Source organism: Hymenobacter daeguensis, assembly GCF_054780555.1.
On sequence record NZ_BAAGWC010000024.1, the window covers coordinates 1 to 20,198 of the forward strand.

Annotated in this window: 19 protein-coding genes; 7 read left to right on the forward strand and 12 right to left on the reverse strand. The window is 60.9% G+C overall.

Features of this window, described 5'->3' with window-relative positions; translation table 11 throughout:
* Positions 1-273 precede the first annotated feature (273 nt).
* The gene (locus ACYVHT_RS18915) at positions 274-1,224 is read right to left on the reverse strand and encodes a hypothetical protein (RefSeq protein WP_460555641.1); all 951 of its coding nucleotides are present in this window, start codon (positions 1,222-1,224) and stop codon (positions 274-276) included.
* A gap of 126 nt (positions 1,225-1,350) precedes the next feature.
* Here ACYVHT_RS18915 and ACYVHT_RS18920 point away from each other — a divergent pair, with 126 nt between their 5' ends.
* The 3 genes from ACYVHT_RS18920 to kdsA all read left to right on the forward strand — a co-directional run bounded on the left by ACYVHT_RS18920 (position 1,351) and on the right by kdsA (position 3,179).
* The gene (locus ACYVHT_RS18920; protein WP_460555644.1) at positions 1,351-1,974 is read left to right on the forward strand and encodes a class I SAM-dependent methyltransferase; all 624 of its coding nucleotides are present in this window, start codon (positions 1,351-1,353) and stop codon (positions 1,972-1,974) included.
* On the forward strand, positions 1,967-2,233 hold the full coding sequence (locus ACYVHT_RS18925) for a hypothetical protein (RefSeq protein WP_460555647.1): 267 nt from the start codon (positions 1,967-1,969) through the stop codon (positions 2,231-2,233). The genes ACYVHT_RS18920 and ACYVHT_RS18925 overlap by 8 nt, the downstream gene beginning before the upstream one ends.
* An 88-nt stretch (positions 2,234-2,321) precedes the next feature.
* Positions 2,322-3,179, forward strand: a complete 858-nt coding sequence (gene kdsA, locus ACYVHT_RS18930; RefSeq protein ID WP_460555650.1) for a 3-deoxy-8-phosphooctulonate synthase — start codon at positions 2,322-2,324, stop codon at positions 3,177-3,179.
* Between the two features lie 124 nt (positions 3,180-3,303).
* Here kdsA and ACYVHT_RS18935 read toward each other — a convergent pair whose 3' ends face one another.
* Together ACYVHT_RS18935 and apaG are read right to left on the reverse strand one after the other, a co-directional pair.
* Positions 3,304-4,083, reverse strand: coding sequence for an O-methyltransferase (locus ACYVHT_RS18935; protein WP_460555653.1), 780 nt, complete (start codon positions 4,081-4,083; stop codon positions 3,304-3,306).
* A 97-nt stretch (positions 4,084-4,180) separates the two neighbouring features.
* Positions 4,181-4,567 carry a Co(2+)/Mg(2+) efflux protein ApaG gene (gene apaG / locus ACYVHT_RS18940; RefSeq protein ID WP_460555656.1) on the reverse strand — a complete coding sequence of 129 codons (387 nt, stop codon included), beginning with the start codon at positions 4,565-4,567 and terminating at the stop codon, positions 4,181-4,183.
* A 117-nt stretch (positions 4,568-4,684) separates the two neighbouring features.
* Between apaG and ACYVHT_RS18945 the strand changes: the two genes are divergently transcribed.
* Entirely contained in the window at positions 4,685-5,347 is a 663-nt protein-coding gene (locus tag ACYVHT_RS18945) for a uracil-DNA glycosylase (RefSeq protein ID WP_460555659.1), read from the forward strand.
* Between the two features lie 227 nt (positions 5,348-5,574).
* Here ACYVHT_RS18945 and lepB read toward each other — a convergent pair whose 3' ends face one another.
* The 6 genes from lepB to ACYVHT_RS18975 form a co-directional block, all read right to left on the reverse strand.
* Positions 5,575-6,723 (reverse strand): S26 family signal peptidase, encoded by a 1,149-nt coding sequence (gene lepB / locus ACYVHT_RS18950; protein ID WP_460555662.1) that lies wholly within the window; start codon positions 6,721-6,723, stop codon positions 5,575-5,577.
* An 87-nt stretch (positions 6,724-6,810) separates the two neighbouring features.
* Positions 6,811-7,530, reverse strand: coding sequence for a 4-hydroxy-tetrahydrodipicolinate reductase (dapB, locus tag ACYVHT_RS18955; RefSeq protein ID WP_460555665.1), 720 nt, complete (start codon positions 7,528-7,530; stop codon positions 6,811-6,813).
* Between the two features lie 87 nt (positions 7,531-7,617).
* Entirely contained in the window at positions 7,618-8,340 is a 723-nt protein-coding gene (locus ACYVHT_RS18960) for a DUF5683 domain-containing protein (RefSeq protein WP_460555668.1), read from the reverse strand.
* 89 nt (positions 8,341-8,429) lie between these two features.
* On the reverse strand, positions 8,430-9,374 hold the full coding sequence (locus ACYVHT_RS18965; RefSeq protein ID WP_460555671.1) for a ParB/RepB/Spo0J family partition protein: 945 nt from the start codon (positions 9,372-9,374) through the stop codon (positions 8,430-8,432).
* Positions 9,375-9,688: 314 nt separating this feature from the next.
* Positions 9,689-10,075, reverse strand: a complete 387-nt coding sequence (locus ACYVHT_RS18970) for a hypothetical protein (RefSeq protein ID WP_460555674.1) — start codon at positions 10,073-10,075, stop codon at positions 9,689-9,691.
* A gap of 2 nt (positions 10,076-10,077) precedes the next feature.
* A complete protein-coding gene (locus ACYVHT_RS18975) occupies positions 10,078-10,884 on the reverse strand; it encodes a ParA family protein (protein ID WP_208176324.1) in 807 nt (268 codons plus the stop codon).
* 182 nt (positions 10,885-11,066) lie between these two features.
* Between ACYVHT_RS18975 and ACYVHT_RS18980 the strand changes: the two genes are divergently transcribed.
* Both ACYVHT_RS18980 and ACYVHT_RS18985 read left to right on the forward strand, forming a co-directional pair.
* A complete protein-coding gene (locus ACYVHT_RS18980) occupies positions 11,067-12,830 on the forward strand; it encodes an ABC transporter substrate-binding protein (protein ID WP_460555678.1) in 1,764 nt (587 codons plus the stop codon).
* Between the two features lie 12 nt (positions 12,831-12,842).
* Positions 12,843-13,700, forward strand: coding sequence for an alpha/beta hydrolase (locus ACYVHT_RS18985; RefSeq protein WP_460555681.1), 858 nt, complete (start codon positions 12,843-12,845; stop codon positions 13,698-13,700).
* A 107-nt stretch (positions 13,701-13,807) separates the two neighbouring features.
* Here the strand turns inward: ACYVHT_RS18985 and ACYVHT_RS18990 are convergent, their stop codons facing one another.
* The 3 genes from ACYVHT_RS18990 to ACYVHT_RS19000 form a co-directional block, all read right to left on the reverse strand.
* Entirely contained in the window at positions 13,808-14,326 is a 519-nt protein-coding gene (locus ACYVHT_RS18990) for a DUF6438 domain-containing protein (RefSeq protein WP_460555684.1), read from the reverse strand.
* A 208-nt stretch (positions 14,327-14,534) separates the two neighbouring features.
* The gene (yidC, locus tag ACYVHT_RS18995; RefSeq protein WP_460555687.1) at positions 14,535-16,322 is read right to left on the reverse strand and encodes a membrane protein insertase YidC; all 1,788 of its coding nucleotides are present in this window, start codon (positions 16,320-16,322) and stop codon (positions 14,535-14,537) included.
* 210 nt (positions 16,323-16,532) lie between these two features.
* Positions 16,533-18,179 carry a CTP synthase gene (locus ACYVHT_RS19000; RefSeq protein WP_460555690.1) on the reverse strand — a complete coding sequence of 549 codons (1,647 nt, stop codon included), beginning with the start codon at positions 18,177-18,179 and terminating at the stop codon, positions 16,533-16,535.
* 240 nt (positions 18,180-18,419) lie between these two features.
* Here ACYVHT_RS19000 and ACYVHT_RS19005 point away from each other — a divergent pair, with 240 nt between their 5' ends.
* Entirely contained in the window at positions 18,420-20,030 is a 1,611-nt protein-coding gene (locus ACYVHT_RS19005; protein WP_460555693.1) for a cation:proton antiporter, read from the forward strand.
* The last annotated feature ends 168 nt before the right edge of the window (positions 20,031-20,198 follow it).

Genomic DNA, 20,198 nt, shown 5'->3' on the forward strand with positions numbered 1-20,198 from the left:
GCGCCGCTGGCCCTGACCGATGCGCTGGGCCGCACCGTGCGCCGCTACCCCGCCCCGGCCGGCCCCGAGGCCGCGCTCGACCTACAGGGCCTACCCGCCGGGCTCTACCTGCTGCGCGGGGCTGGCCCGGCCCAGCGCCTGGCGGTGGAGTAAGACAATAAAAAAAGCCGCTCATGTAGCGGCTTTTTTATTGATTCCGGCGGGCTTGAAAGTGGCTTGTTTATGCGTCCATAAAATCCGTGAAATCCGCTTAAATCCGAGCGAACCCGTGGTCTACTTCAGCGTGAACGTCGTTTTGCCCATCAGCTGGCCGCTCTCATAGAGCTCCACCGTGTGCGAGCCTTTCTTGTATTCGGCGCCTTTGGCGTACACGAATTCCACTTTCTGGCGGGTGTTGTCATACACCACGTCCTGCTTCTGGGTGTAGAAGGCCTCCTGGCCATCCACGGTGAAAGTGCCGCCGCCGGTGCTCAGGTTGTAGAGGGCCGCGCCATCGGGCTCCAGAATGCGCATATAGATGGCCTTGGTTTCCTTGGGCGACACGTCGTTGCGGGCCAGGTTGAAGGTCACCTTCACCTTTTCCACGCGCTTGGCCTTGAATTCTTCCTTGTCGTCTTCTTTTTCCTTGTTTTTCGAGGTGATGATGGCGACGTGAATGTTGTCGGCCTGCAGGCGCGAGGCCACCGACACCTTGTCCGACAGCTCGCGGTTGGTGCGGGCAATGGTGCTGATGGTGTCGGTGAGCTTGTTCTGCTTCTCCTTCAGCGTGGTGGTTTCGGTGTAGAGCGTTTCGTTGTCTTTTTTCAGCTGGGAAATGTCCTCGTCCTTTTTGCGGAGCTGGCCTTCCAGGTTCTGGGCGCGCTGCTTGAACAGGTTTTGCTGGGCAATGGAGAAGCTGCCGGCGCGGAAGGAGCGGAGCTTCAGCAAGTCGGCGTTCACGCTGGCAATCTTGGCTTCGAGCGAGTCGTTGCTCAGGCCCAGGGCTTGCAGCTCCTGGCTTTGGCGCTCAAAATCAGCCTTTAAGGCTTCGTACTGCTTGATTTGCTCCTGCAGCTTGCTGTCCTTGGCTTTCACCTCGGTGGTCAGCTCTTCGTTTTTCTGCCCCTTCTGCTGGTTGAGGTAGAACAGGACCCCGTTGATGCCGAGCAGCACGAGCACGAGGGCAACCCAGAGCAGGACGCGGCTGTTGTTGGAGCGAGGTTCGGGGGTTTCGTTAGGGTCCATGCGGGAATAGTTAAGCGAAAAGAAGCGTAAGAAAATTCGCGGTCCGTGGCGCACTGCGGCACGTACCTTTGGCGTAAAAATAGGGGACTTTGCTGCCCTGGCAACTTTCTCCTATACTTTGGCTGAATGGAAACGGTTTTACCCAACTTCGATGCCGCCTACTGGCAAGCACGTTACGCCACCGGCCGCGACGGCTGGGACGCCCACGCCATCACCCCGCCGCTGCGCGCCTATTTCGACCAGCTCGACGTGGCCCGGCAGCCGCGCATCCTCATTCCCGGGGCCGGCCGCGCCTACGAGGCCGAGTACCTGCACCAGCTGGGGTTCCGCCAGGTTTTCGTGGCCGACATTGCCCCCGAAGCCCTGGCCGCCCTGGCCGCCCGCGTGCCCGATTTCCCAACCGAGCACCTGCTGCTGGCCGATTTTTTTACCCTGCCCAACGACCCGCCCTACGATTTAATTGTGGAGCAGACGTTTTTCTGCGCCCTCAATCCCGGCCTGCGCCCGGCCTACGCCCGGCAGTGCACCCGCCTGCTGCGCCCCGGCGGCACCCTCATGGGCCTGCTCTTCGATACCGATTTCGGGCCGGTGCAGGAGCCGCCGTTTGGTGGCAGCAAAGACGAATACCGCGAATACTTTGCGCCTTACTTCGAGTTTCGGCATTTCGAAACCGCTACCAATTCGCTCCGGCCCCGGCAGGGGCGGGAGTTGTTTATTTGTTTGAAAAAGAAGCCTAGAGTAGATGCTTAAAGTTTCAACTCGTTTTGCTAAGCTTCTAGCCAATGTGGTTATGGTTGCGCAGCTATTGATTGCGCTGTTCTTCGGCTATTTGTGGGCGACGAGAAGGAATCAGGTTTATCCAAAAAATCAATTGCCGGACGCAAACCGTCAGTACACTGAAGATACATTAACCGCTTACGCCGCTCTCGCCACAGCCGGCATTGTACTGGCTGCCATTCAATATTTTATCCGCAAGTCTCCGCGACTAATGCGTTTGTTTACAGATTAAGAAGCAAGAGCAGCTTGGGATTACGGCTTATCACCAATACCAAGCTCACTACTTGCTACTTATTACCCTCCACTAACTACTGACCGCCATGCTCCAAGCCCTCGCCAATACCCTCCCGCACTTCCGCCATACCAATTCCGGCCAGTTTTTTCTCATGGCCGGGCCCTGCGTCATCGAAGGCGAGGACATGGCCCTGCGCATCGCCGAGCGCATCAAGCACATCACCGACAAGCTCCAGATTCCTTACATTTTCAAGGGCTCGTACCGCAAGGCCAACCGCTCGCGGCTGGATTCCTTCACCGGCATTGGCGACGAAACGGCGCTGCGCATCCTGCAAAAAGTAGGGCGCGAAATCGGCGTGCCCACCGTGACGGACATCCACGAATCGACCGAAGCTGCGCTGGCGGCCGAGTACGTTGATGTGCTGCAAATCCCGGCTTTCCTATGCCGGCAGACCGATTTGCTGGTGGCCGCCGCCCAGACCGGCAAGGTGGTCAACATCAAGAAAGGCCAGTTCCTGAGCGGTGAGGCCATGAAATGGGCCGTGGACAAGGTGCGCCAGGCCGGCAACGAAAACGTTATTCTCACCGAGCGCGGCAACTCGTTCGGCTACTCCGAGCTGGTGGTCGATTTCCGTAACCTGCCCACCATGCGCCGCTTCGAGGTGCCCGTGGTGATGGACGTGACGCACTCGCTGCAGCAGCCCAACCAAGCCAGCGGCGTGACCGGCGGCCAGCCCGCCCTCATCGAAACCATTGCCAAAGCCGCCATCGCCGTGGGGGCCGACGGCCTGTTCATCGAAACCCACCCCACGCCCGCCACGGCCCTTTCCGATGGCGCCAATATGCTGCCCCTCGACCAATTGGAAGCCCTGCTGATGAAGCTCACGCGCGTGCGCCAGGCCATTCAGGACCGCGGCGAAGTGGAGCTGAATCAGCTACCGTAGTTTGTAGCGTCTGTCATCCTGAGCGCAGCGAAGGACCTTATCACGTTGATGTAGCTTGCCGTGCAGGCATCACAAACGTGGTAAGGTCCTTCGCTGCACTCAGGATGACGGATGGGGAGTTGGCTCACGTTCGCAGCCAGAAGTGCTGCTTGGGCTGGTTCTTCCGAAAGAAAACCAGGCCGATGTAGAACAGGTCGACCGTCAGCGTCACCTCGGGGTGCGCTTTGATGACTTCCCAGGCCCGCTCCATGTCTGCCGACCAGTGGATGTCGTCGAATACGAACACCGACTCATCGGTCCGGTGCTGCAGGCACAGCTCGAAGTAATGCAGCGTAGGCTCGTAGCGGTGATTGCCGTCGAAAAAAGCAAAGTCGATGGGCACCGGCAGCGCGGCCAGGGCAGGAGCGAGGGTGTCGTCGATATTGCCTTCCACCACCTCAATATTGCGTAGCTCCAGCTTATCAAACGTGTCGCGGGCCACGCCGGCCACATTCGGGCAGCCCTCGAAGGTGATGACGCGGTGGCGCGAGTCGGCCGCCGCCAGGTAGGCCGTGGTGAGGCCCAGCGAGGTGCCCAGCTCCAGAATGGTTGCCGGGCGGAAATAGTTGGCCAGCCGGAACAGCAGCTGCGCCAAGGGCCTGGGCTTAGCCGCCGTGCGGGCAATGTCGGCAACGCGGCGCTGGCGGCCGGCCCCTGTGTGCGAGCCCGCCCCAAAATCGGTCACGCTGATGCTGGCCGGGCTGTTGAGCAATTGCCGCCGCCGTTCCTCGATGGCGGCGTAAGCTTTGTAGAGGCCCGTGTGCCGCACCACGGAGGTGTAGAGGCCAAATACAAACGGTGAGTGCAGCCCGTGGGCGTTGCCGGAACGCAGCCAGAAGCGGAGGTAGGCGAGGAGTTGAAACAAGACGTAGCGCGAACGTTGTAGGTCGCGTTCCCGAACGACGAACGATAACACGGCCGAATAGCCTGGAAACGCGAACTACAAAGTTCGCGCTACTTTCCTAATTCATCCGGTACGGCACCATGAGGGTAAACTCCGGGATTTCCACCACAAATTCCTGGCCGTTGGCGAGGCGCTCCATCAGGTAGGTGCCGCGCATCTTGCCCACGCCCGATTTCAGGTTGCAGCCGCTCACATACTGGTGAGCCTCACCGGGTTCCAGCACGGGCTGGCGGCCCACCACGCCCTCGCCCTCCACTTCGCGCACCACGCCGTTGGCATCGTGAATGTGCCAGTGGCGGCGCAGCAGCTTCACCGTAAACTCGCTGTTGTTGCGAATCTCAATCTTGTAGGCAAACACAAAATGCTCCTGGCCGGGGCTGGAATAATCGGGCAGGTAATTGGTCGTAACCGAAACGGTGACGCCTTGCGTAGTGGTGGTGGGCATAGGTGTCGGGAACTGAAGAGTAGCTTGCGGACGTAACAGCCGCCCGCTGAAATTGGTTTTACGCGAATACGGTTGTCAAACGCCGTGAAATCCCCTTTATTTTCCTGAAAACGTTCGATGGTAAAGATAGCCGAAAGCTGGCGGCCCGTGCTAGCCGATGAGTTCGAAAAGCCGTATTTTCAGCGGCTTATTGCTTTTGTGAAGGGCGAGTACGCCACCACGACTGTGTACCCGGCCGGTCCTCAGATTTTCCACGCCTTCGACGCCACGCCGTTCGACAACGTCAAGGTCGTCATTCTGGGCCAGGACCCTTACCACGGCAAAAACCAGGCCCACGGCCTCTCGTTTTCGGTGCAGGAGGGCCAGCGCACGCCGCCCTCGCTGGTCAATATTTTCAAGGAGCTGCAGAGCGACATGCCCGGCACGCCCCCGGCCCCCAACGGCAACCTCGACCGCTGGGCCCGCCAGGGGGTGCTGCTCCTCAATGCCACCCTCACCGTGCGCGCCAGTGAGCCGGCCTCGCACCAGAAAAAGGGCTGGGAGGAGTTCACCGATGCCGTTATCCGCAAGGTTTCGGAGGAGAAGGAACACGTTGTGTTCATCCTCTGGGGCGCCTATGCCGGCAAGAAGTCAGAGCTGATTGACGAGAAAAAGCATTTGATTCTGAAGTCGGTGCACCCCTCGCCCTACGCGGCCGACAAAGGCTTTTTTGGCAGCAAGCCCTTCAGCAAGGCCAACGCCTGGCTGGAAAGCAAAGGGCTGACGCCGATTGAGTGGTAAAGCTTATGGTCTGTCATTGCGAGGGCGCAGCCCGTAGCAATCCGTCCTGTTCTCAGCGACCAGCCTCCTAATGTGCAACCCGTTATCTGAAACGCTGAAACGCAAAAAGCCCCGACACTACGCAGTGTCGGGGCTTTTCACATCTTAGGGCTGGTGACATCGGGAGGACGGATTGCTTCGTCGTGCCTCTTCGCAATGACAGATGGGCCCTGTCGATTACGGGTCGCTTAGTGAATGATGTTGAACAAGCGGCTCCAGCGGATTTTGTGCCAGAAGTCGCCGTTGGGGTCCATCGACAGCCAGATGAGGACGGCCTTGCCCACCACATGGTCTTCGGGCACGAAGCCCCAAAAGCGCGAGTCTTCCGAGTTGTGGCGGTTGTCGCCCATCATCATGTAGTAATTCTGCTTGATGGTGTAGCTGGTGAGCGGCTTGCCGTTCTGGTAAATCATGCCGTCCTGCCAGGTCACGCCGTCGTTGTGCTCGTAGCGGGCCACTATTTTGTAGTAGATGGCCGCATTGCCGGGCGTGAGGGCAATGGTCTGGCCTTTTTTCGGGATGGGCAGCGGTCCGTAGTTGTCGAGGTTCCAGTTGCGCGGCGTGGCGCTCATGGCCGCCGAGCCGTGGAAATCAGCCACATCCGGAAACAGCTGCACCTGCGGTTGCAGCACGGTCATTGCCTTCACGTAGGGCTGGGCTTTGAAGTAGTCGTAGGTGGCTTTGGTGCAGCTGATGGCGTAGCCAAACTTGCCGTCGGGGCCGGCCACGGCCTGGGGCAGGCCGCCGGGCTGGTCGTAGTCGACCACCCCCTGGGCACGCAGCGCCGCCAGCACCTCGTCGTTCGGGTTGTCCACCTGCATGAAGTAGGTGGTTTGCAGGCCGGGGGGCGTCACGCCGGGCTTGCCGTTGAGGTACACCTGGCCGTCTTTGATTTCGAGGGTGTCGCCGGCCACGGCCACGCAGCGCTTGATGTAGTTGGTGCGCAGGTCGGCGGGGTACTGGGCTTCGTGCGGCACGTGGAAGACCACCACGTCGTTGCGCTTGATTTCGGAGAAGCCGGGCAGCCGGTACGTCGGCAGCTGAATCAGCTCGGAGTAGCTTTTCAGGCCGGTGCCCCAGATGGTCTGGTGGGTGAGGGGTACCTGCAAGGGCGTTTGGGGCGTGATGGGCCCGTAGTGCAGCTTGCTCACAAACAGGTAGTCGCCCACCAGCAGGGAGTTTTCCATGCTGGGCGAAGGAATGGTGTAGGCCTCAAACGTGGCCCAGCGAATGAGCGTGGCCGCCACGATGGCAAAAATCAGCGAATCGGCCCACTCACGGGTTTTCGTTTTGGGCGGCTTCGGGGGAGCAGTGGGGTCGGTTTTGAGGAAGGGCATGAGGAGGGCAAGCTTGGGCCTGGCAATGAATATCAGGTAAAGAAACGCAGCAGAACGCCAGTGCGCCTGCGCCGGGCACGACGAGGACTACAAATCCAGCAGGTCTTTCATGCCGAATACGCCCTGGCGGCCGGGCAGCCACTCGGCCGCCAGCAGCGCACCCAGCGCAAAACCGGTCCGGCTGTGGGCTTCGTGCCTGAGCTCCAGCGTGTCCACGTCGGAGGTGTAGGTCACGATGTGCGTGCCCACGGCTTCGCCCTCGCGCTCGCTGATGATGGCCAGCTCGGTGGGTGCTTCGGCGGGGGCGTTGCGCCAGGTGGTTTTGGTGGGGAAGTGGCGCAGAATACCCTCGGCCGTGGTGAGGGCCGTGCCGCTGGGCTGGTCGATTTTGTGGGTGTGGTGAATTTCGCGCACCGCTACGTCGTAGCCGCCAAACTGCGCCATCTTGCTGGCAATGTACTCGTTGAAGTGGAAGAACAGGTTCACGCCCACGCTGTAGTTGGAAGCGTAGAACAGGCTGCCGCCCAGCTCATCGGTCAGGGCCCGGGCTTCTTCAAAGTGGTGCAGCCAGCCCGTGGAGCCGCACACCACCGGCAGGCCCTGGCGCAGGCAGGCCGTCACGTTGGCAAACGCCGAGTCGGGGTGCGTAAACTCGATGGCTACATCGACGATGGCAGGCGTGAAGTCGGCAATGGTGGCCTCGCTGGCGTGAGAATCGACGATGCCGGCAATTTCATGGCCGCGCTGCTGCGCGAGAGTGGCAATGGTGCGGCCCATTTTACCGTAGCCGATGAGTAGAATTTTCATGGAAATTAACAGTGGTTCACCGTTCGCTGCGGATAATCCGGACGTTAGAAAAAGCCTGACAACGGACCATCAGCAGCAAACAACTAATTATTTCACCCGCAGCGCAAACGTGAGGCCGGGGTTGGTGGGAAATGCGGCGCGCTGGCCGGGCACGGCCATGAGCGTCGGCTCCCAGTGCAGGCTCAGGTCGTCGCTCACGTCGAAGTCTTTGAGGTGGGCATCTACCAGCGCATCCACAATCTGCAGGCCGTACACGAGGCCGATGTAGAGGTAAAAAATGTCGCGGTAGCCGCGGTAGAACACCACGCCCGTGTTCAGCGCATCAGCCGTGTTGAAGAGGCGGGCACGAGGGCCTAACAAGGGGCTATGCAGCGGCACGCCCTGCTGCGTAACCATATTGTAGGCATCGGCAAATTCGCGGTAGCCTTGCTGGTAGAAAATCTCGCCGTAGATGACGCCGCCCAGCCCGCCGTATACCAGCGGCAGCTTCCAGTAGCTGTGGTTGTAAATCTGGCCCGCGCCGGGCAGCACCAGCGCCAGCATGGCCGCCTTGCCGGGCCGCGTGAGGCGGATGCCCTTGAAGCCGAAGGCCCGGAACATGTGCTCCGTGCGCTTGGCCGAGTCGGCGGCGGCTTTCTGCTTTTTGGCCTCGGGCGTCACCACCACTTCGCGGCGCTCGGTGGTGTCGGCCAGAATCTCGGCCGAGGTGCGGGTAGCGGGCACGTTGGGGTCAATTACTTGCGCCCGTCCGGCGTGGCCCGCCAGCAGGCTGCCCGCTGCCACTGCTACCGCCAGGAGGCGGGAATACACATTTTTCATAACCAACCTGCTAACGGAAAACGCCGGCTCTTAGCGTGTTTGGCATGTTGCGAAGCGCAGAATCTCAATGCAAAGCGTACTTACGATGGCTGCAGAATGTGCAGAATGCGCTGCATGTCCTCCACCGAGTCGAAGGCAATTTTGATTTCGCCGTTGCCCTTGGCCGTGGGCCGCACCTGCACCCGCGAGCCAAACCGCTCCGCGAGGTGGCGTTCGGCCCGGCGGATTTCGGCCACGGGCACGGCCGGCTGAGCGGGCGCGCTGCTGCCGGTGGCGCTGGTTTTCTCGCCATCGCCGCTCCGGCCGAAACCGGCACGCACCAGCTCTTCCACGCGGCGCACGGAAAGCTCCTCGGCCACGATTTTGCGGAACAACTCCACCTGCGCTTTGGCATCGTCGAGGCCAATGAGGGCGCGGGCGTGGCCCATGCTGATTTCCGCGTCGCGCAGGCCAATCTGCACGTCGGGCGGCAGCTTGAGCAGGCGCAGGTAGTTGGTCACGGTCGAGCGGTTTTTGCCCACCCGGTCGCCCAGCTCTTCCTGGCGCAGGTTGCACTCGCTCAGCAGGCGCTGGTAGCTGAGGGCAATTTCGATGGCATTCAGGTTCTCGCGCTGAATGTTCTCAATCAGGGCCATTTCCAGCATTTGCTGGTCGTCGGCCTTGCGGATGTATGCCGGAATGGTTTCCAGGCCGGCCAGTTTGGAGGCCTGCAGGCGGCGCTCCCCGCTGATAAGCTGGTAGGAGTTGGTGCCGAGCTGGCGCAGGGTCACGGGCTGGATAATGCCCTGAATTTTAATGCTGTCGGCCAGTTCCTGCAGGGCTTGCTGGTCGAAATGGGTGCGGGGCTGGTAGGGGTTGGCCTCGATGTGCTCGACGGAGATGAAGCCCACCGAGTTGACGGGGTGCGACACCAGCCGGTCGCCGGTACCGGGCCGGTCGCCTTTTTTCTCGTAGCTGCCCTCAATGAGGGCGTTCAGGCCGCGGCCCAGGCCACCCTTGCGTTTTACTGCGGCGGCGGCAGCCAAAGCAGCTTGCAATTTCTCTTCGTTCTTCTCTAGCGGCATAGTTCATCGGCCGAACCCATAAAAGGCACGCGGCAACGGATGTCAAAATTACGGATTGTTGGGCGAAGGGCAAGCCGATAAGTTTGGCGGCGGCGGTTGGGGTTAGAATTAGCCCCAGCGGGGCGGCATATCGGAAGAAAAACTGGGTGGCAAGAATGACAAAGCCCCGAGGGGGCGACACTCGTTCAACGAATGCCGCCCCCACGGGGCTTTGAGAATCCGGAAGATGCTGGAGGTGCTACCGATATGTCGCCCCTTTGGGGCTAAATGATGAACTACGACTTTGGATTCTGGTGAAGCGCGAGTACCTCAACGACTTCACATACTCCAATTCGATGCCCTTCGTGGAGATACCCTCGCAAGCCTGGCTTAATATGCTGGCAATGAAACTCTCGATATGCTGGGTTAATGATAAACATGTTTGCCAAGCCATACTGAGGCATTGGCTCTCCTTCAGGTAATATTTCGCCAGATGGTGAAATAAATTCAGGCCAAATCATGAACAGTAGATTGCGAGTAGCAATTGCTTCATCCTCATAAGAGAAATCCCACCGAATATGCTGAAAATGAGATGTTTTGCGTCCGCCTTCTTCTGCACTGAACACGCTATAGCTTACCCGAAAATCGGGGGGTAACCCTGTTTGTTCGGTGTAAGAAGACATACTTAAATCCGCTCGTCCTCCGCCGTTTCCTCCGTCGCTTCCACGCTGTTTTTCTCCACGATTTCGCGGGCCAGGTTGAGGTAGCTGATGGAGCCTTTGCTCTCGGCGTCGTGCAGGATGACGGGGATGCCGAAGCTGGGCGACTCGCTCAGCTTCACGTTGCGCGGGATGATGGTATCGAAGGCCAGCTGCTGGAAGTGCATCCGCACTTCTTCCACCACCTGGTTGCTCAGGCGAAGGCGCACGTCGTACATCGTGAGCAGGATGCCTTCGATTTCGAGCTCCGTGTTGAGGCGACTCTGAATGATTTTGATGGTATTCAGGAGCTTACCCAAACCTTCGAGGGCGAAATACTCGCACTGCACCGGGATGATGACCGAGTGCGCGGCCGTGAGCGCATTCACCGTGATGAGGCCGAGCGAGGGCGAGCAGTCGATGATGATGAAGTCGTACTCGGCGGCGAGGGGGCGCAGGGCCTCCTTCATTTTCTCCTCGCGGTTGGGCAGGTTTATCATCTCCACCTCGGCGCCCACCAGGTCGATGTGGGAGGGCATGAGGTCGAGGTGGGGCAGAATGTTGGTGGGCACGATGATGTCGTGGGCGTTGATGCCGTCCACCATGCACTCGTAGATGCTGTTCTGGATGTCCTTGGGGTCGTAGCCCACGCCCGAGGTGGCGTTGGCCTGGGGGTCGGCGTCGACGAGCAGGGTCCGGTAGTCCAGGGCGGCCAGGGACGCCGCGAGGTTAATGGAAGTAGTGGTTTTGCCCACCCCGCCTTTCTGATTGGCTACCGCGATGATTTTTCCCATGAGTCTCTCTAATTGTCAGTTGTTCGTTGTCAGTTGTCAGTTGCTTGGTATTGGATGTTCAGTATCAGTGCCTGGGAGGTTTTACGCTTTCCGACGAACAACTGATAACGAACAACTGGCAACTAATAACTAATAACTTTTGCCGTAGCATTGTGACAAAGATACATTCTTTCCCTGTTCGCATGGCCCCTTTTTTGGCTCGTTGGGCTGGCTTCTCGGCTAAACTGTTTGGATTTTCGGCGGGCGTGCTGGCGCTGGCCGGCTGCCACGACGCGGCCCGCTCGGCGGCCGACGAGCGCCGCGTTTTCCGCTACAACCAGCCCGAGGCGCTGTCCTCGCTCGACCCTGCTTTTGCCCGCAACCAGGCCAATTCCTGGGCCGTCTCGCAGCTCTACAACGGGTTGATGGAGCTGGATTCGACCCTGGTGCCGGTGCCTGCGCTGGCCCGGCGCTACACCATTTCGCCCGATGGACGGACGTACACTTTTGTGCTGCGGAAGGGAATTTTCTTCCATGAAAATCAAGAGGTGTTTCCGGTTTCTGAAACGGATTTGCATCCGGAGCTCAATACGAAGCTGAGAGCCTCTAATGACCTTTCCACCCCAGTTGCCACCCGCCGGGTCACCGCTCACGACTTTGTCTACAGCTTCAAGCGCATCCTCGACCCGGCCACAGCCAGCTCGGGCGGCTGGATTTTCCGGGGCAAGGTGCTGGAGAAGCCCGATGGCAGCATCAGCGACACGGCCTTCGTGGCGGCAAACGACTCCACGCTGCGCATTCACCTGAAGGAGCCGTTCATCCCGTTTCTGGGCATTCTCACCATGCCGTATGCCTACGTGGTGCCGCACGAGGCCGTGGAGAAATACGGCAAGGACTTCCGCGAGCACCCGGTGGGCACGGGGCCGTTCCGCTTCAAGCTCTGGGACGAGGGCAACGTGCTGCTCTACGAGCGCAACCCGGACTATTGGCGTAGTGACCGGCAGGGCCGCAGGCTGCCCTACCTCGATGCCGTGGCCGTGAGCTTCCTGCCCGACCGCAAGACGGAATTTCTGACTTTCATGCAGGGCAAGCTGGATTTCCTCTCCGGCATCCGGGCCGGCTCGCGCGACCTCATTATGCACGCCGATGGCTCCATTCGGGCCGATTTCAAGGGCAAGTTCACGGTGCAGAAAGCGCCCTACCTCAACACCGAATACCTCGGCATTCAGCTTGATTCGGCCAATCTGATTGGCGAGCAGGCCGTGCAGGGCCGGGCTTTTCGCGACAAGCGCGTGCGGCAGGCCCTCAACTATGCCCTCAACAAGCCGGAGATGCTGACCTACCTGCTCAACCACGTGGGGCACCCCGGCACGTCGGGCTTTGTGCCGGCGGCGCTGCCGTCGTTTTCGGAAAAGGAAGTGCCCGGCTACTCGTACCAGCCGCAGAAGGCGCGGCTGCTGCTGCGCGCCGCCGGCTACGGCCCGCAACGGCCCTTGAAGCTGCGCCTGAGTACGGTGCTGGAACGCAAGGAGATAGGCGAATACCTGCAGAAGCAGTGGGCCGATGTGGGCGTGCAGGTTCAGATTGACATCAACCAGTCGGCCGCGCAGCAGGATTTGGTGGACAACGGTCGGGTGGCCTTCTTCGCCAAGAGCTGGCTGGGCGACTACCCCGACGCCGAAAACTACCTGGCGCTGTTCTACAGCCCCAATTTCAGCCCCGCTGGCCCCGACAAAACCCACTTCAAAAACACAGCCTACGACAAGCTCTACGACGAAGCCCGCCGCACCCAGGACGTGGCCAAACGCACGGCTTTGTACCAGGCCATGGACCGCATTGTGGTGGAGGAGTGCCCGGTTATCAGCCTGTATTACGATGAAGTAGTGCGCCTGACGCAGAACAACGTGCGCGGCCTCACTCCAAATCCGATGAACCAGCTGCTGCTGGAGCGCGTGCGCAAGGAGTAGTAACTTCCCCTAATGATAGCAACGATGCGGAGTCTGCAAACTGTAGGGCTGACTGTGGCGCTGGCCTGGGCCGGACTGAATAATGCCCATAGCCAAAGCGCGGCTCCGGCTGCGGCTCCGCTGACCATCGGCCAGACGTTTACCCTGCAATCGAAGGCGTTGGGCGAAACCCGCCGCATCAACGTGTACCTGCCGCCGGTTTACACCGATTCGGCCACGGTCCGGCTGCCGGTGCTCTACATGCCGGACGGCGGCATGGGGGAGGATTTTCTGCACGTAGCGGGCCTAGTGCAGGTATTGGTGGGCAATGGCACCATGCGGCCCTTCGTGCTGGTGGGCATCGAAAACACCCAGCGGCGGCGCGACCTGACCGGCCCCACCACCAACGCTGAAGACCGGAAAATTGCGCCCCGCGTGGGCGGCTCGGCCGCTTTTCGCCAATTCCTCCGCGAGGAGCTGATGCCGCAGGTGAAGCAGCGCTACCGCACCACGGCCGAAACCGCCATTGTGGGCGAGTCGCTGGCCGGCCTGTTCGTGGTCGAAACCCTGCTGCTCGAGCCTACACTGTTCAATACCTACCTGGCCTTCGACCCCAGCCTGTGGTGGAACAACGGCCAGCTCGCCGCGCAGGCCAGCACCTATCTGCAGAAAACCCGCCCCGCCGCCACCGTCTACCTGGCCACCAGCATCCACGGCGACACGGCCGGCACGCGCCGCCTGGTGGAACTGGCCCGTCCGCAGGCGGCACGCCTGGGCGCCTGGCACTACGAGCCGATGCCGCAGGAAACGCACGCGACGATTTATCATCCGGCGGCGCTGCGGGCTTTCCGGGCAGTATTCAAGCCCAAAGCTGGCGGCAGTTCGCGCTGAGTTTTATTCGGATGCCGAGACGCGACACTTCGCGTCTCGGTACTGAACGATTTCATTCGGATGACACCCCAATGCCAGGACGCGAAGTGTCGCGCCTCTACAGCGTTCTACTTATCAGCGCCTTTCGCCAGCGTGTCAAGCTGGTTGCCGAAGTAGGTGAACAGCTCGCGCACGTTTTCCGGCGCGCCTTCCTCCATGGCCACGGTTTTGAGCTTGCCGTCGGGCTGCTTTACGCCGATAATGGTGCTGGGCAGGTCAGTGGTGCCATGAGAATACCGCGCCTCGAAGCTTTCGAAGTGGGATTCTTTGGCCTGGCGCAGCAAATCGGCCACGGTGGCCGCGGGCAGCTTAAAGTCCTTTTTGCCCTCAATTGCTACAAAGCGCCGGCCTTCATACGCCACGCGGCCGTCGGCATACACCTGCATGACGTAGCTGGGGCAGGTGCCGAAGCAGGGCGTGCGCTCGAAGGTGATAACCGGACCGGCTTCGGCAGGGGCGGGCTTCTTAGCCGGCGTGGTGGCCTTTTTGCTGGCTTTTTTGGTTTTCTGAACGGTGGCCTTCTGGGCGCAGGAGGGCAGGCTTAGGCCAAAGAAGCTGAGCAGGAGAAGCAACGAAAAGTAACGCATGGCGGATTGGGGAAGTGGGGCCGTGAAAGTAGGCAAACAAAAACCCGGCAGAACGAAAACCGTGCCTGGGGGTTCGCGTTGCCGGGTTTGGGCCGATACCCTGAGCGTAGCGAAGGACCTTACCACGTTCGGATAGTCTGCATCACTACAAACTTTTCCGACGTGATAAGGTCCTTCGCTGCGCTCGGGATGACAGATGCTCAGGAAGTTACGACTGCTTCTTGCGGGCCTGGGCTTCGCGCTCCTGCGCGGCTTTCATGGCCTCGGCAATGCGGCCCTGCAGGCCGCCGGGCTTCTTGTCCTTGTTCTTGATTTTGTTGGCGTCGAGCTGGGCGCGGATTTTGGTGTCGTCCACGAAGGTTTTCGTGATGGCCTGCTGCGCGAAAGTGATGACGTTCGACACGAAGTAGTACCAGGTGAGGCCGGCCGCAAAGCTGTTCAGCACGAACAGGAAGATGATGGGCATCAGGTAGCTATAGGTCTTCATCGGGCCCTGCATGGCGGTGTTGGTCTGGTTGCTCTGCCAGGTCATGAGCAGGGTCGAGGCCGTCATCAGCAGGGTGAAGAGCGACACGTGGTCGCCGTACCATTTCACGTAGAAAGGCAGCTTGATGAATACGTCGTAGCTGCTCAGGTCCTTGGCCCACAGGAAGCTTTGCTGGCGCAGCTCAATGGCATTCGGGAAGAACTGGAACATGGCGAACAGAATCGGGAGCGTGAGCAGCGTGGGCACGCAGCCGCTGAGCGGGCTCACCCCGAATTCCTGGTACAGCTTCATGGTTTCCTGCTGCACCTTGGTGTTGTCGTCGCCGTACTTGGCTTTCAGCGCGTCAATCTCCGGCTTCAGCACTTTCATGCGGGCCTGGCTCTCGTAGGTTTTGTAGGTGAGCGGCCAGGTTACCAGCTTGATAAGCAGCACCAACAGCGCGATGATGACGCCGTAGGATGAGATAAACTGCTCCAGGAAGTGGAATACCGGCAGCACCACAAAGCGGTTCACCCAGCGGAACAAGCCCCAGCCCAGGTACACGTTGCGGTCGAATTCCGGCGCTACTTCCTTCAGCGTATTGAAGGCGTTCGGGCCAAAGAAGAAACGGTACTGGCCGCGGCCCTGCTCCACCTCGGCCACCGGAATGGTGAGGGTTGAGCTCAGGGTTTTGATGGTCGTGGAGTCTTCCAGGTTCACGTTGGCGTTGAACGCGCCGCCCGCGAAGGGCTGCTGGTCGGCAATAAGGCCGGCCACGAAGAAATCGTGCTTGTGGGCGGCCCATTTCACGGGGCCGGCGGCCTTGTATTCCTCGGGCTTCTCGCTGGCTTCGGCCAGGGCGCCCTGGTCGCCGGCGGCCAGGTAGTGGTTGATGGTGGTGTGGTTGCGGTTCTGCTTGAGGTCCTGCTCGGTCTGGCGCACCTCATCCACGAAGGTGAAGGTGAGCGGCTCCTGGGCCACGGTGCGCTCCAGGCCGTTCAGGCGCAGGTCGTATTTCAGCTCGAAGCCTTTGGCGGGCAGGGTGTAGGTCTGCACGATGCTGCCACCGGCCACGGGCGCGGTGAAGGTGAGCACCGACCCGCCATCGGTGGCCTGCGAAGCCGCCGACTGGAAGTTCAAGTCCGAAAACTTCACCGTTTTGCCGTCCACGGTCCGGAATCTGGTATCCATGCGGGCGCTTTTGGCGTCGAACAGGTCCATCGGCTTGCCGAAGAAGGTCTTGTACTTGCGCAGGCGCACGGCCGTGATGCGGCCCCCGCGGCTGGAAAAAGCCACACGCAGGTTTTCGTTGACCAGGCTGTCGTTCTTCACCACGCCGGCCGTGGTGTCGAGGGCCGCTTCCGGCGCAATGGCGGTGGCGGGAATGGCGGGCGCTTTGGCGGCGGCAGTGGTGGCGGCGGGCGTTTTGCCGGCGGCTTTTTCATCCGGCTTCTTCGGGCTGAAGAAGAACAGGTACACGAGGAGCAAGGCCGCAATGAGGAAAAGGCCGGTTGCTGAATTTCTATCCATCAGGTATTAAAGGTTGCGAAGGGGCAAAGGTACGGCGCGACGCTGCGCTTAAGGAAGAATGAGCAATTAAGAATGAAGTCGCCTGTCATCCTGAGCGCCACGAAGGACCTTATCGCGTTTGCCTGGCCTGCCATTACAGCAAACCGTTCGGCGGTGATAAGGTCCTTCGCAGCGCTCAGGATGACAGGCGACTTCTGACGGCGTGGCCGACTACCCCTTGCGGTGCTGGATGGCCGCCCGCACAAACCGCACAAATAGCGGGTGGGGCTGCTCCACGGTGCTTTTCAGCTCGGGGTGGAACTGGCCGGCCACGAACCACGGGTGCGTGGGCAGCTCAATTACTTCCACCAGGCCGGTGTCGGGGTTGGTGCCGGTGGCTTGCAGGCCGGCCTCCTCGAACTGCTTCAGGTAGTCGTTGTTGAACTCGTAGCGGTGGCGGTGGCGCTCGCTGATGTGGTTTTTGCCGTAGGCTTTGGCGGCGCGGGAGTTGCGGCGCAGGTCGCAGGCGTAGGCCCCGAGGCGCATGGTGCCGCCTTTGAGGGTGATGTTTTTCTGCTCTTCCATCATGGCCACCACGGGGTTGGGCGTGAGGGCGTCCATCTCGGTGGAGTTGGCGTGGGGCAGGCCCAGCACGTTGCGGGCGTATTCCACCACGGCCACCTGCATGCCCAGGCAGATGCCGAAGAACGGAATGTTGTTCTCCCGCACGTATTTCACGGCGGCAATCTTGCCCTCAAAGCCCCGCTCGCCGAAGCCGGGCGCTACCAGCACCCCGTCGCAGCCGTGGAGCAGCGCGGCCACGTTTTCGTGGGTGATGTTATCGGACTGAATGCTGCGCAGCGTGACTTTGCACTCGTTCTGCGCGCCGGCGTGCACGAAAGCTTCGTTGATGGATTTGTAGGCGTCGGGCAGCTCCACGTACTTGCCCACAAGGGCAATGGTCACTTCCTCGGTCGGGTTTTTCAGCTTGCCGAGGAAGTCTTTCCAGGCTTCCAAATCGGGCTGCTGCGCACCGCCGGTCAGCTTCAGGCGCTTGATAACCCGCTCATCCAAACCTTCTTTGCGCATGAGCAGCGGCACCGAGTAGATGCTGTCGGCATCGAGGCTTTCGATAACCGAGTTGATTTTGACGTTGCAGAACAGCGCGATTTTGCGGCGCATCTCCATCGGAATGGGGTGCTCGGAGCGGCACACCAGGATGTCGGGCTGCAGGCCGGCCTCGCGCAGGTCGCGCACCGAGTGCTGGGTGGGCTTGGTTTTGAGCTCGCCGGCCGCCTTCAGATAAGGCAGCAGCGTGAGGTGAATCACCAGCGAATCGTACTCGGGCAGCTCCCAGCGGAGCTGGCGCACGGCCTCCACGAAGGGCAGGCTCTCAATATCACCAATACAGCCGCCTATTTCGGTGATAACGACGTCGAACTGGCCGTTCTGGCCCAGCAGGAGCATCCGGCGCTTGATTTCGTCGGTGATGTGGGGGACCACCTGCACGGTTTTGCCGAGGAAAGCGCCTTCGCGCTCGCGGCGGATGACGTGGTCGTAGATGCGGCCGGTGGTGACGTTGTTGGCCTGCGAGGTCGGTGTGTTCAGGAACCGCTCGTAGTGACCGAGGTCGAGGTCGGTTTCGGCCCCGTCATCGGTCACGTAGCACTCGCCGTGCTCGTACGGGTTGAGCGTACCGGGGTCGATGTTGATGTAGGGGTCGAACTTCTGGATGGTGACTCGGAACCCGCGGGCCTGCAAAAGCTTGGCCAGCGAGGCGGAAACAATTCCTTTGCCGAGTGAAGAAGTGACGCCGCCGGTAACGAAAATGAATTTCGCAGCCGACGCGGAGGGGGTGGGGGAGGGGCGTTCGGGCATGACGGGGGACAAAAGTACGGCTTCCGGAGTTGGGAATGGGAAAAATCTGCGCGGTGCGGGTGAGAAGGAGGCGGTGCGGGGAAGGCCGGGGCAGCCGTCGGCCGGCCGTAAGCGCGTCACAATCAGCGCGTGGAGGCAGTGTCGCCGCTTCGTTGAATTTGCCAGGGCCGGTTGTGCCGCAGCGCCGCTTCCACAAGCTCCGCAAGGCGTTCTTACTTTGTGCGCTCAACGCCTTGCCCCATGCTGCATTCCACTTTACTCCTCATTCTGGGCCTGCTCTTCGCCGTGTTTCTGCTGGTGATGCTGGGGCAGAAGCTGCACATTTCCTATCCCATCTTCCTGGTGCTGGGCGGGCTGGCGCTGAGCTTCATCCCCGGCCTGCCGCGCGTGGCCATTGCGCCCGACCTCATTTTCCTGATTTTCCTGCCGCCGCTGCTCTACGAAGCGGCCTGGACCACGTCCTGGAACGACTTCTGGCGCTGGCGGCGGGCCATCGGGCTGCTCGCGTTCGGGCTGGTGGCGTTCACCTCGCTCATCGTGGCCTACGCGGCGCGGGCCGTCATTCCGGGGTTCACGCTGGCGCTGGGGTTTCTGCTGGGCGGCATCATCTCGCCGCCCGATGCCGTGGCGGCCACGTCGGTGCTGCGCGGCATTAAGGTGCCCCGGCGCGTCACGGCCATTCTGGAGGGCGAAAGCCTGATTAACGACGCCAGCAGCCTGATTGTGTTTCGGTTTGCGCTGCTGGCGGTGCTCTCCGGTACGTTTGTGTGGCAGCAGGCGGCCACCAGCTTTGTGGTGGTGAGCGGCATGGGCCTGGTGGTGGGCATCGTGGTGGCCTGCGGCTTTTTTCTCATTCACAAGTACCTGCCCACCACGCCCAGCATCAACACGGTGCTCACCTTCATGGCGCCCTACGTGATGTACCTGCTGGCCGAGGAGTTCCACTTTTCGGGCGTGCTGGCGGTGGTGAGCGGCGGGCTGCTGCTCTCGCACCTCTCGCACCGCGTGTTCGATGCCAACACCCGCCTACAGGCCAACAGCGTGTGGGCCAGCGTGAGCTTCGTGCTCAATGGCCTGGTGTTCATTCTCATCGGCCTGCAGCTGCCCATTGCGGTGGAGGGGCTGGGCAATTATTCGCTGCAGCAGGCCATCACCTACGGCCTACTGATGAGCGGGCTGGTCATCGTCATCCGGCTGCTGTGGATGTACCCGGCGGCCTTCATTCCGCGCTGGCTTAGCCAAACCGTGCGCAATAGCGAGCCCAGCCCCGGCTGGCAGGGCACGCTGGTGCTGGGCTGGGCGGGCATGCGCGGGGTGGTGTCGCTGGCGTCGGCGCTGTCGGTGCCGCTGCTGGCGGCCGACGGCTCGGCCTTCCCGCAGCGCAACCTCATTCTGTTCATCACCTTCGTGGTGATTCTGGTTACGCTGGTGGTGCAGGGGCTCACGCTGCCGGCCATCATCCGCTTCACCCGCATGGCCGAGCGCGACGACCGCACGCCCCTCGAAGAGCAGGAGGCCGGCGTGCGCCTGCACCTGCGCACCGCCGCCGTGAAGCACCTGCAGCGGAAATACCCCGCCGAGACGGAGGCCAATGAGCTCATTGCCCGCCTGCAGCAGCGCATGCAAACCGAAATCAACCTCACCACCCGCACCCTCAACTCGCTGGAAGTCGATGAGTCGGGCCGCGAGGCGCTGCGCCAGTACCACCTCGTGCTGCTCGACGTGCTAAACGTGGAGCGCGAAGCCCTGGCCCACCTGCGCCACCACGACAGTTTCGACGACGAAGTGCTGCGCCAGCAGGAGGCCCAGCTCGACCTGGACGAGGCCAAAGTGAAGCACATCGAGCGCTAGCACCGGGCGTGTGGCACCGGGAACAAAACCGGGTGGCAGCAGGCCGTTGAAACGGTGCAAACGATTTAAGGGGCCTTAAGCCGCATGCCTCACTATAAAATAGCGGTTCTTGATGCCGTAATGCCTGTTTTGCAGTAGAAAACAGCCCGTGAATAAAAAATGAAGTGA

Excerpts from the sequence above, each read along its gene's own strand:
- lepB (WP_460555662.1), bottom strand. The coding sequence starts at position 6,723 with ATGCCCTTCCTCAAAACCGACCCCACTGCTCCCCCGAAGCCGCCCAAA.
- ACYVHT_RS18970 (WP_460555674.1), bottom strand. The coding sequence starts at position 10,075 with ATGTCTTCTTACACCGAACAAACAGGGTTACCCCCCGATTTTCGGGTA.
- ACYVHT_RS18980 (WP_460555678.1), top strand. The coding sequence starts at position 11,067 with ATGGCCCCTTTTTTGGCTCGTTGGGCTGGCTTCTCGGCTAAACTGTTT.
- apaG (WP_460555656.1), bottom strand. The coding sequence starts at position 4,567 with ATGCCCACCACCACTACGCAAGGCGTCACCGTTTCGGTTACGACCAAT.
- dapB (WP_460555665.1), bottom strand. The coding sequence starts at position 7,530 with ATGAAAATTCTACTCATCGGCTACGGTAAAATGGGCCGCACCATTGCC.
- ACYVHT_RS18945 (WP_460555659.1), top strand. The coding sequence starts at position 4,685 with ATGGTAAAGATAGCCGAAAGCTGGCGGCCCGTGCTAGCCGATGAGTTC.
- ACYVHT_RS18985 (WP_460555681.1), top strand. The coding sequence starts at position 12,843 with ATGATAGCAACGATGCGGAGTCTGCAAACTGTAGGGCTGACTGTGGCG.
- ACYVHT_RS18990 (WP_460555684.1), bottom strand. The coding sequence starts at position 14,326 with ATGCGTTACTTTTCGTTGCTTCTCCTGCTCAGCTTCTTTGGCCTAAGC.
- kdsA (WP_460555650.1), top strand. The coding sequence starts at position 2,322 with ATGCTCCAAGCCCTCGCCAATACCCTCCCGCACTTCCGCCATACCAAT.
- ACYVHT_RS18925 (WP_460555647.1), top strand. The coding sequence starts at position 1,967 with ATGCTTAAAGTTTCAACTCGTTTTGCTAAGCTTCTAGCCAATGTGGTT.
- yidC (WP_460555687.1), bottom strand. The coding sequence starts at position 16,322 with ATGGATAGAAATTCAGCAACCGGCCTTTTCCTCATTGCGGCCTTGCTC.
- ACYVHT_RS19005 (WP_460555693.1), top strand. The coding sequence starts at position 18,420 with ATGCTGCATTCCACTTTACTCCTCATTCTGGGCCTGCTCTTCGCCGTG.
- ACYVHT_RS18915 (WP_460555641.1), bottom strand. The coding sequence starts at position 1,224 with ATGGACCCTAACGAAACCCCCGAACCTCGCTCCAACAACAGCCGCGTC.
- ACYVHT_RS19000 (WP_460555690.1), bottom strand. The coding sequence starts at position 18,179 with ATGCCCGAACGCCCCTCCCCCACCCCCTCCGCGTCGGCTGCGAAATTC.
- ACYVHT_RS18975 (WP_208176324.1), bottom strand. The coding sequence starts at position 10,884 with ATGGGAAAAATCATCGCGGTAGCCAATCAGAAAGGCGGGGTGGGCAAA.
- ACYVHT_RS18920 (WP_460555644.1), top strand. The coding sequence starts at position 1,351 with ATGGAAACGGTTTTACCCAACTTCGATGCCGCCTACTGGCAAGCACGT.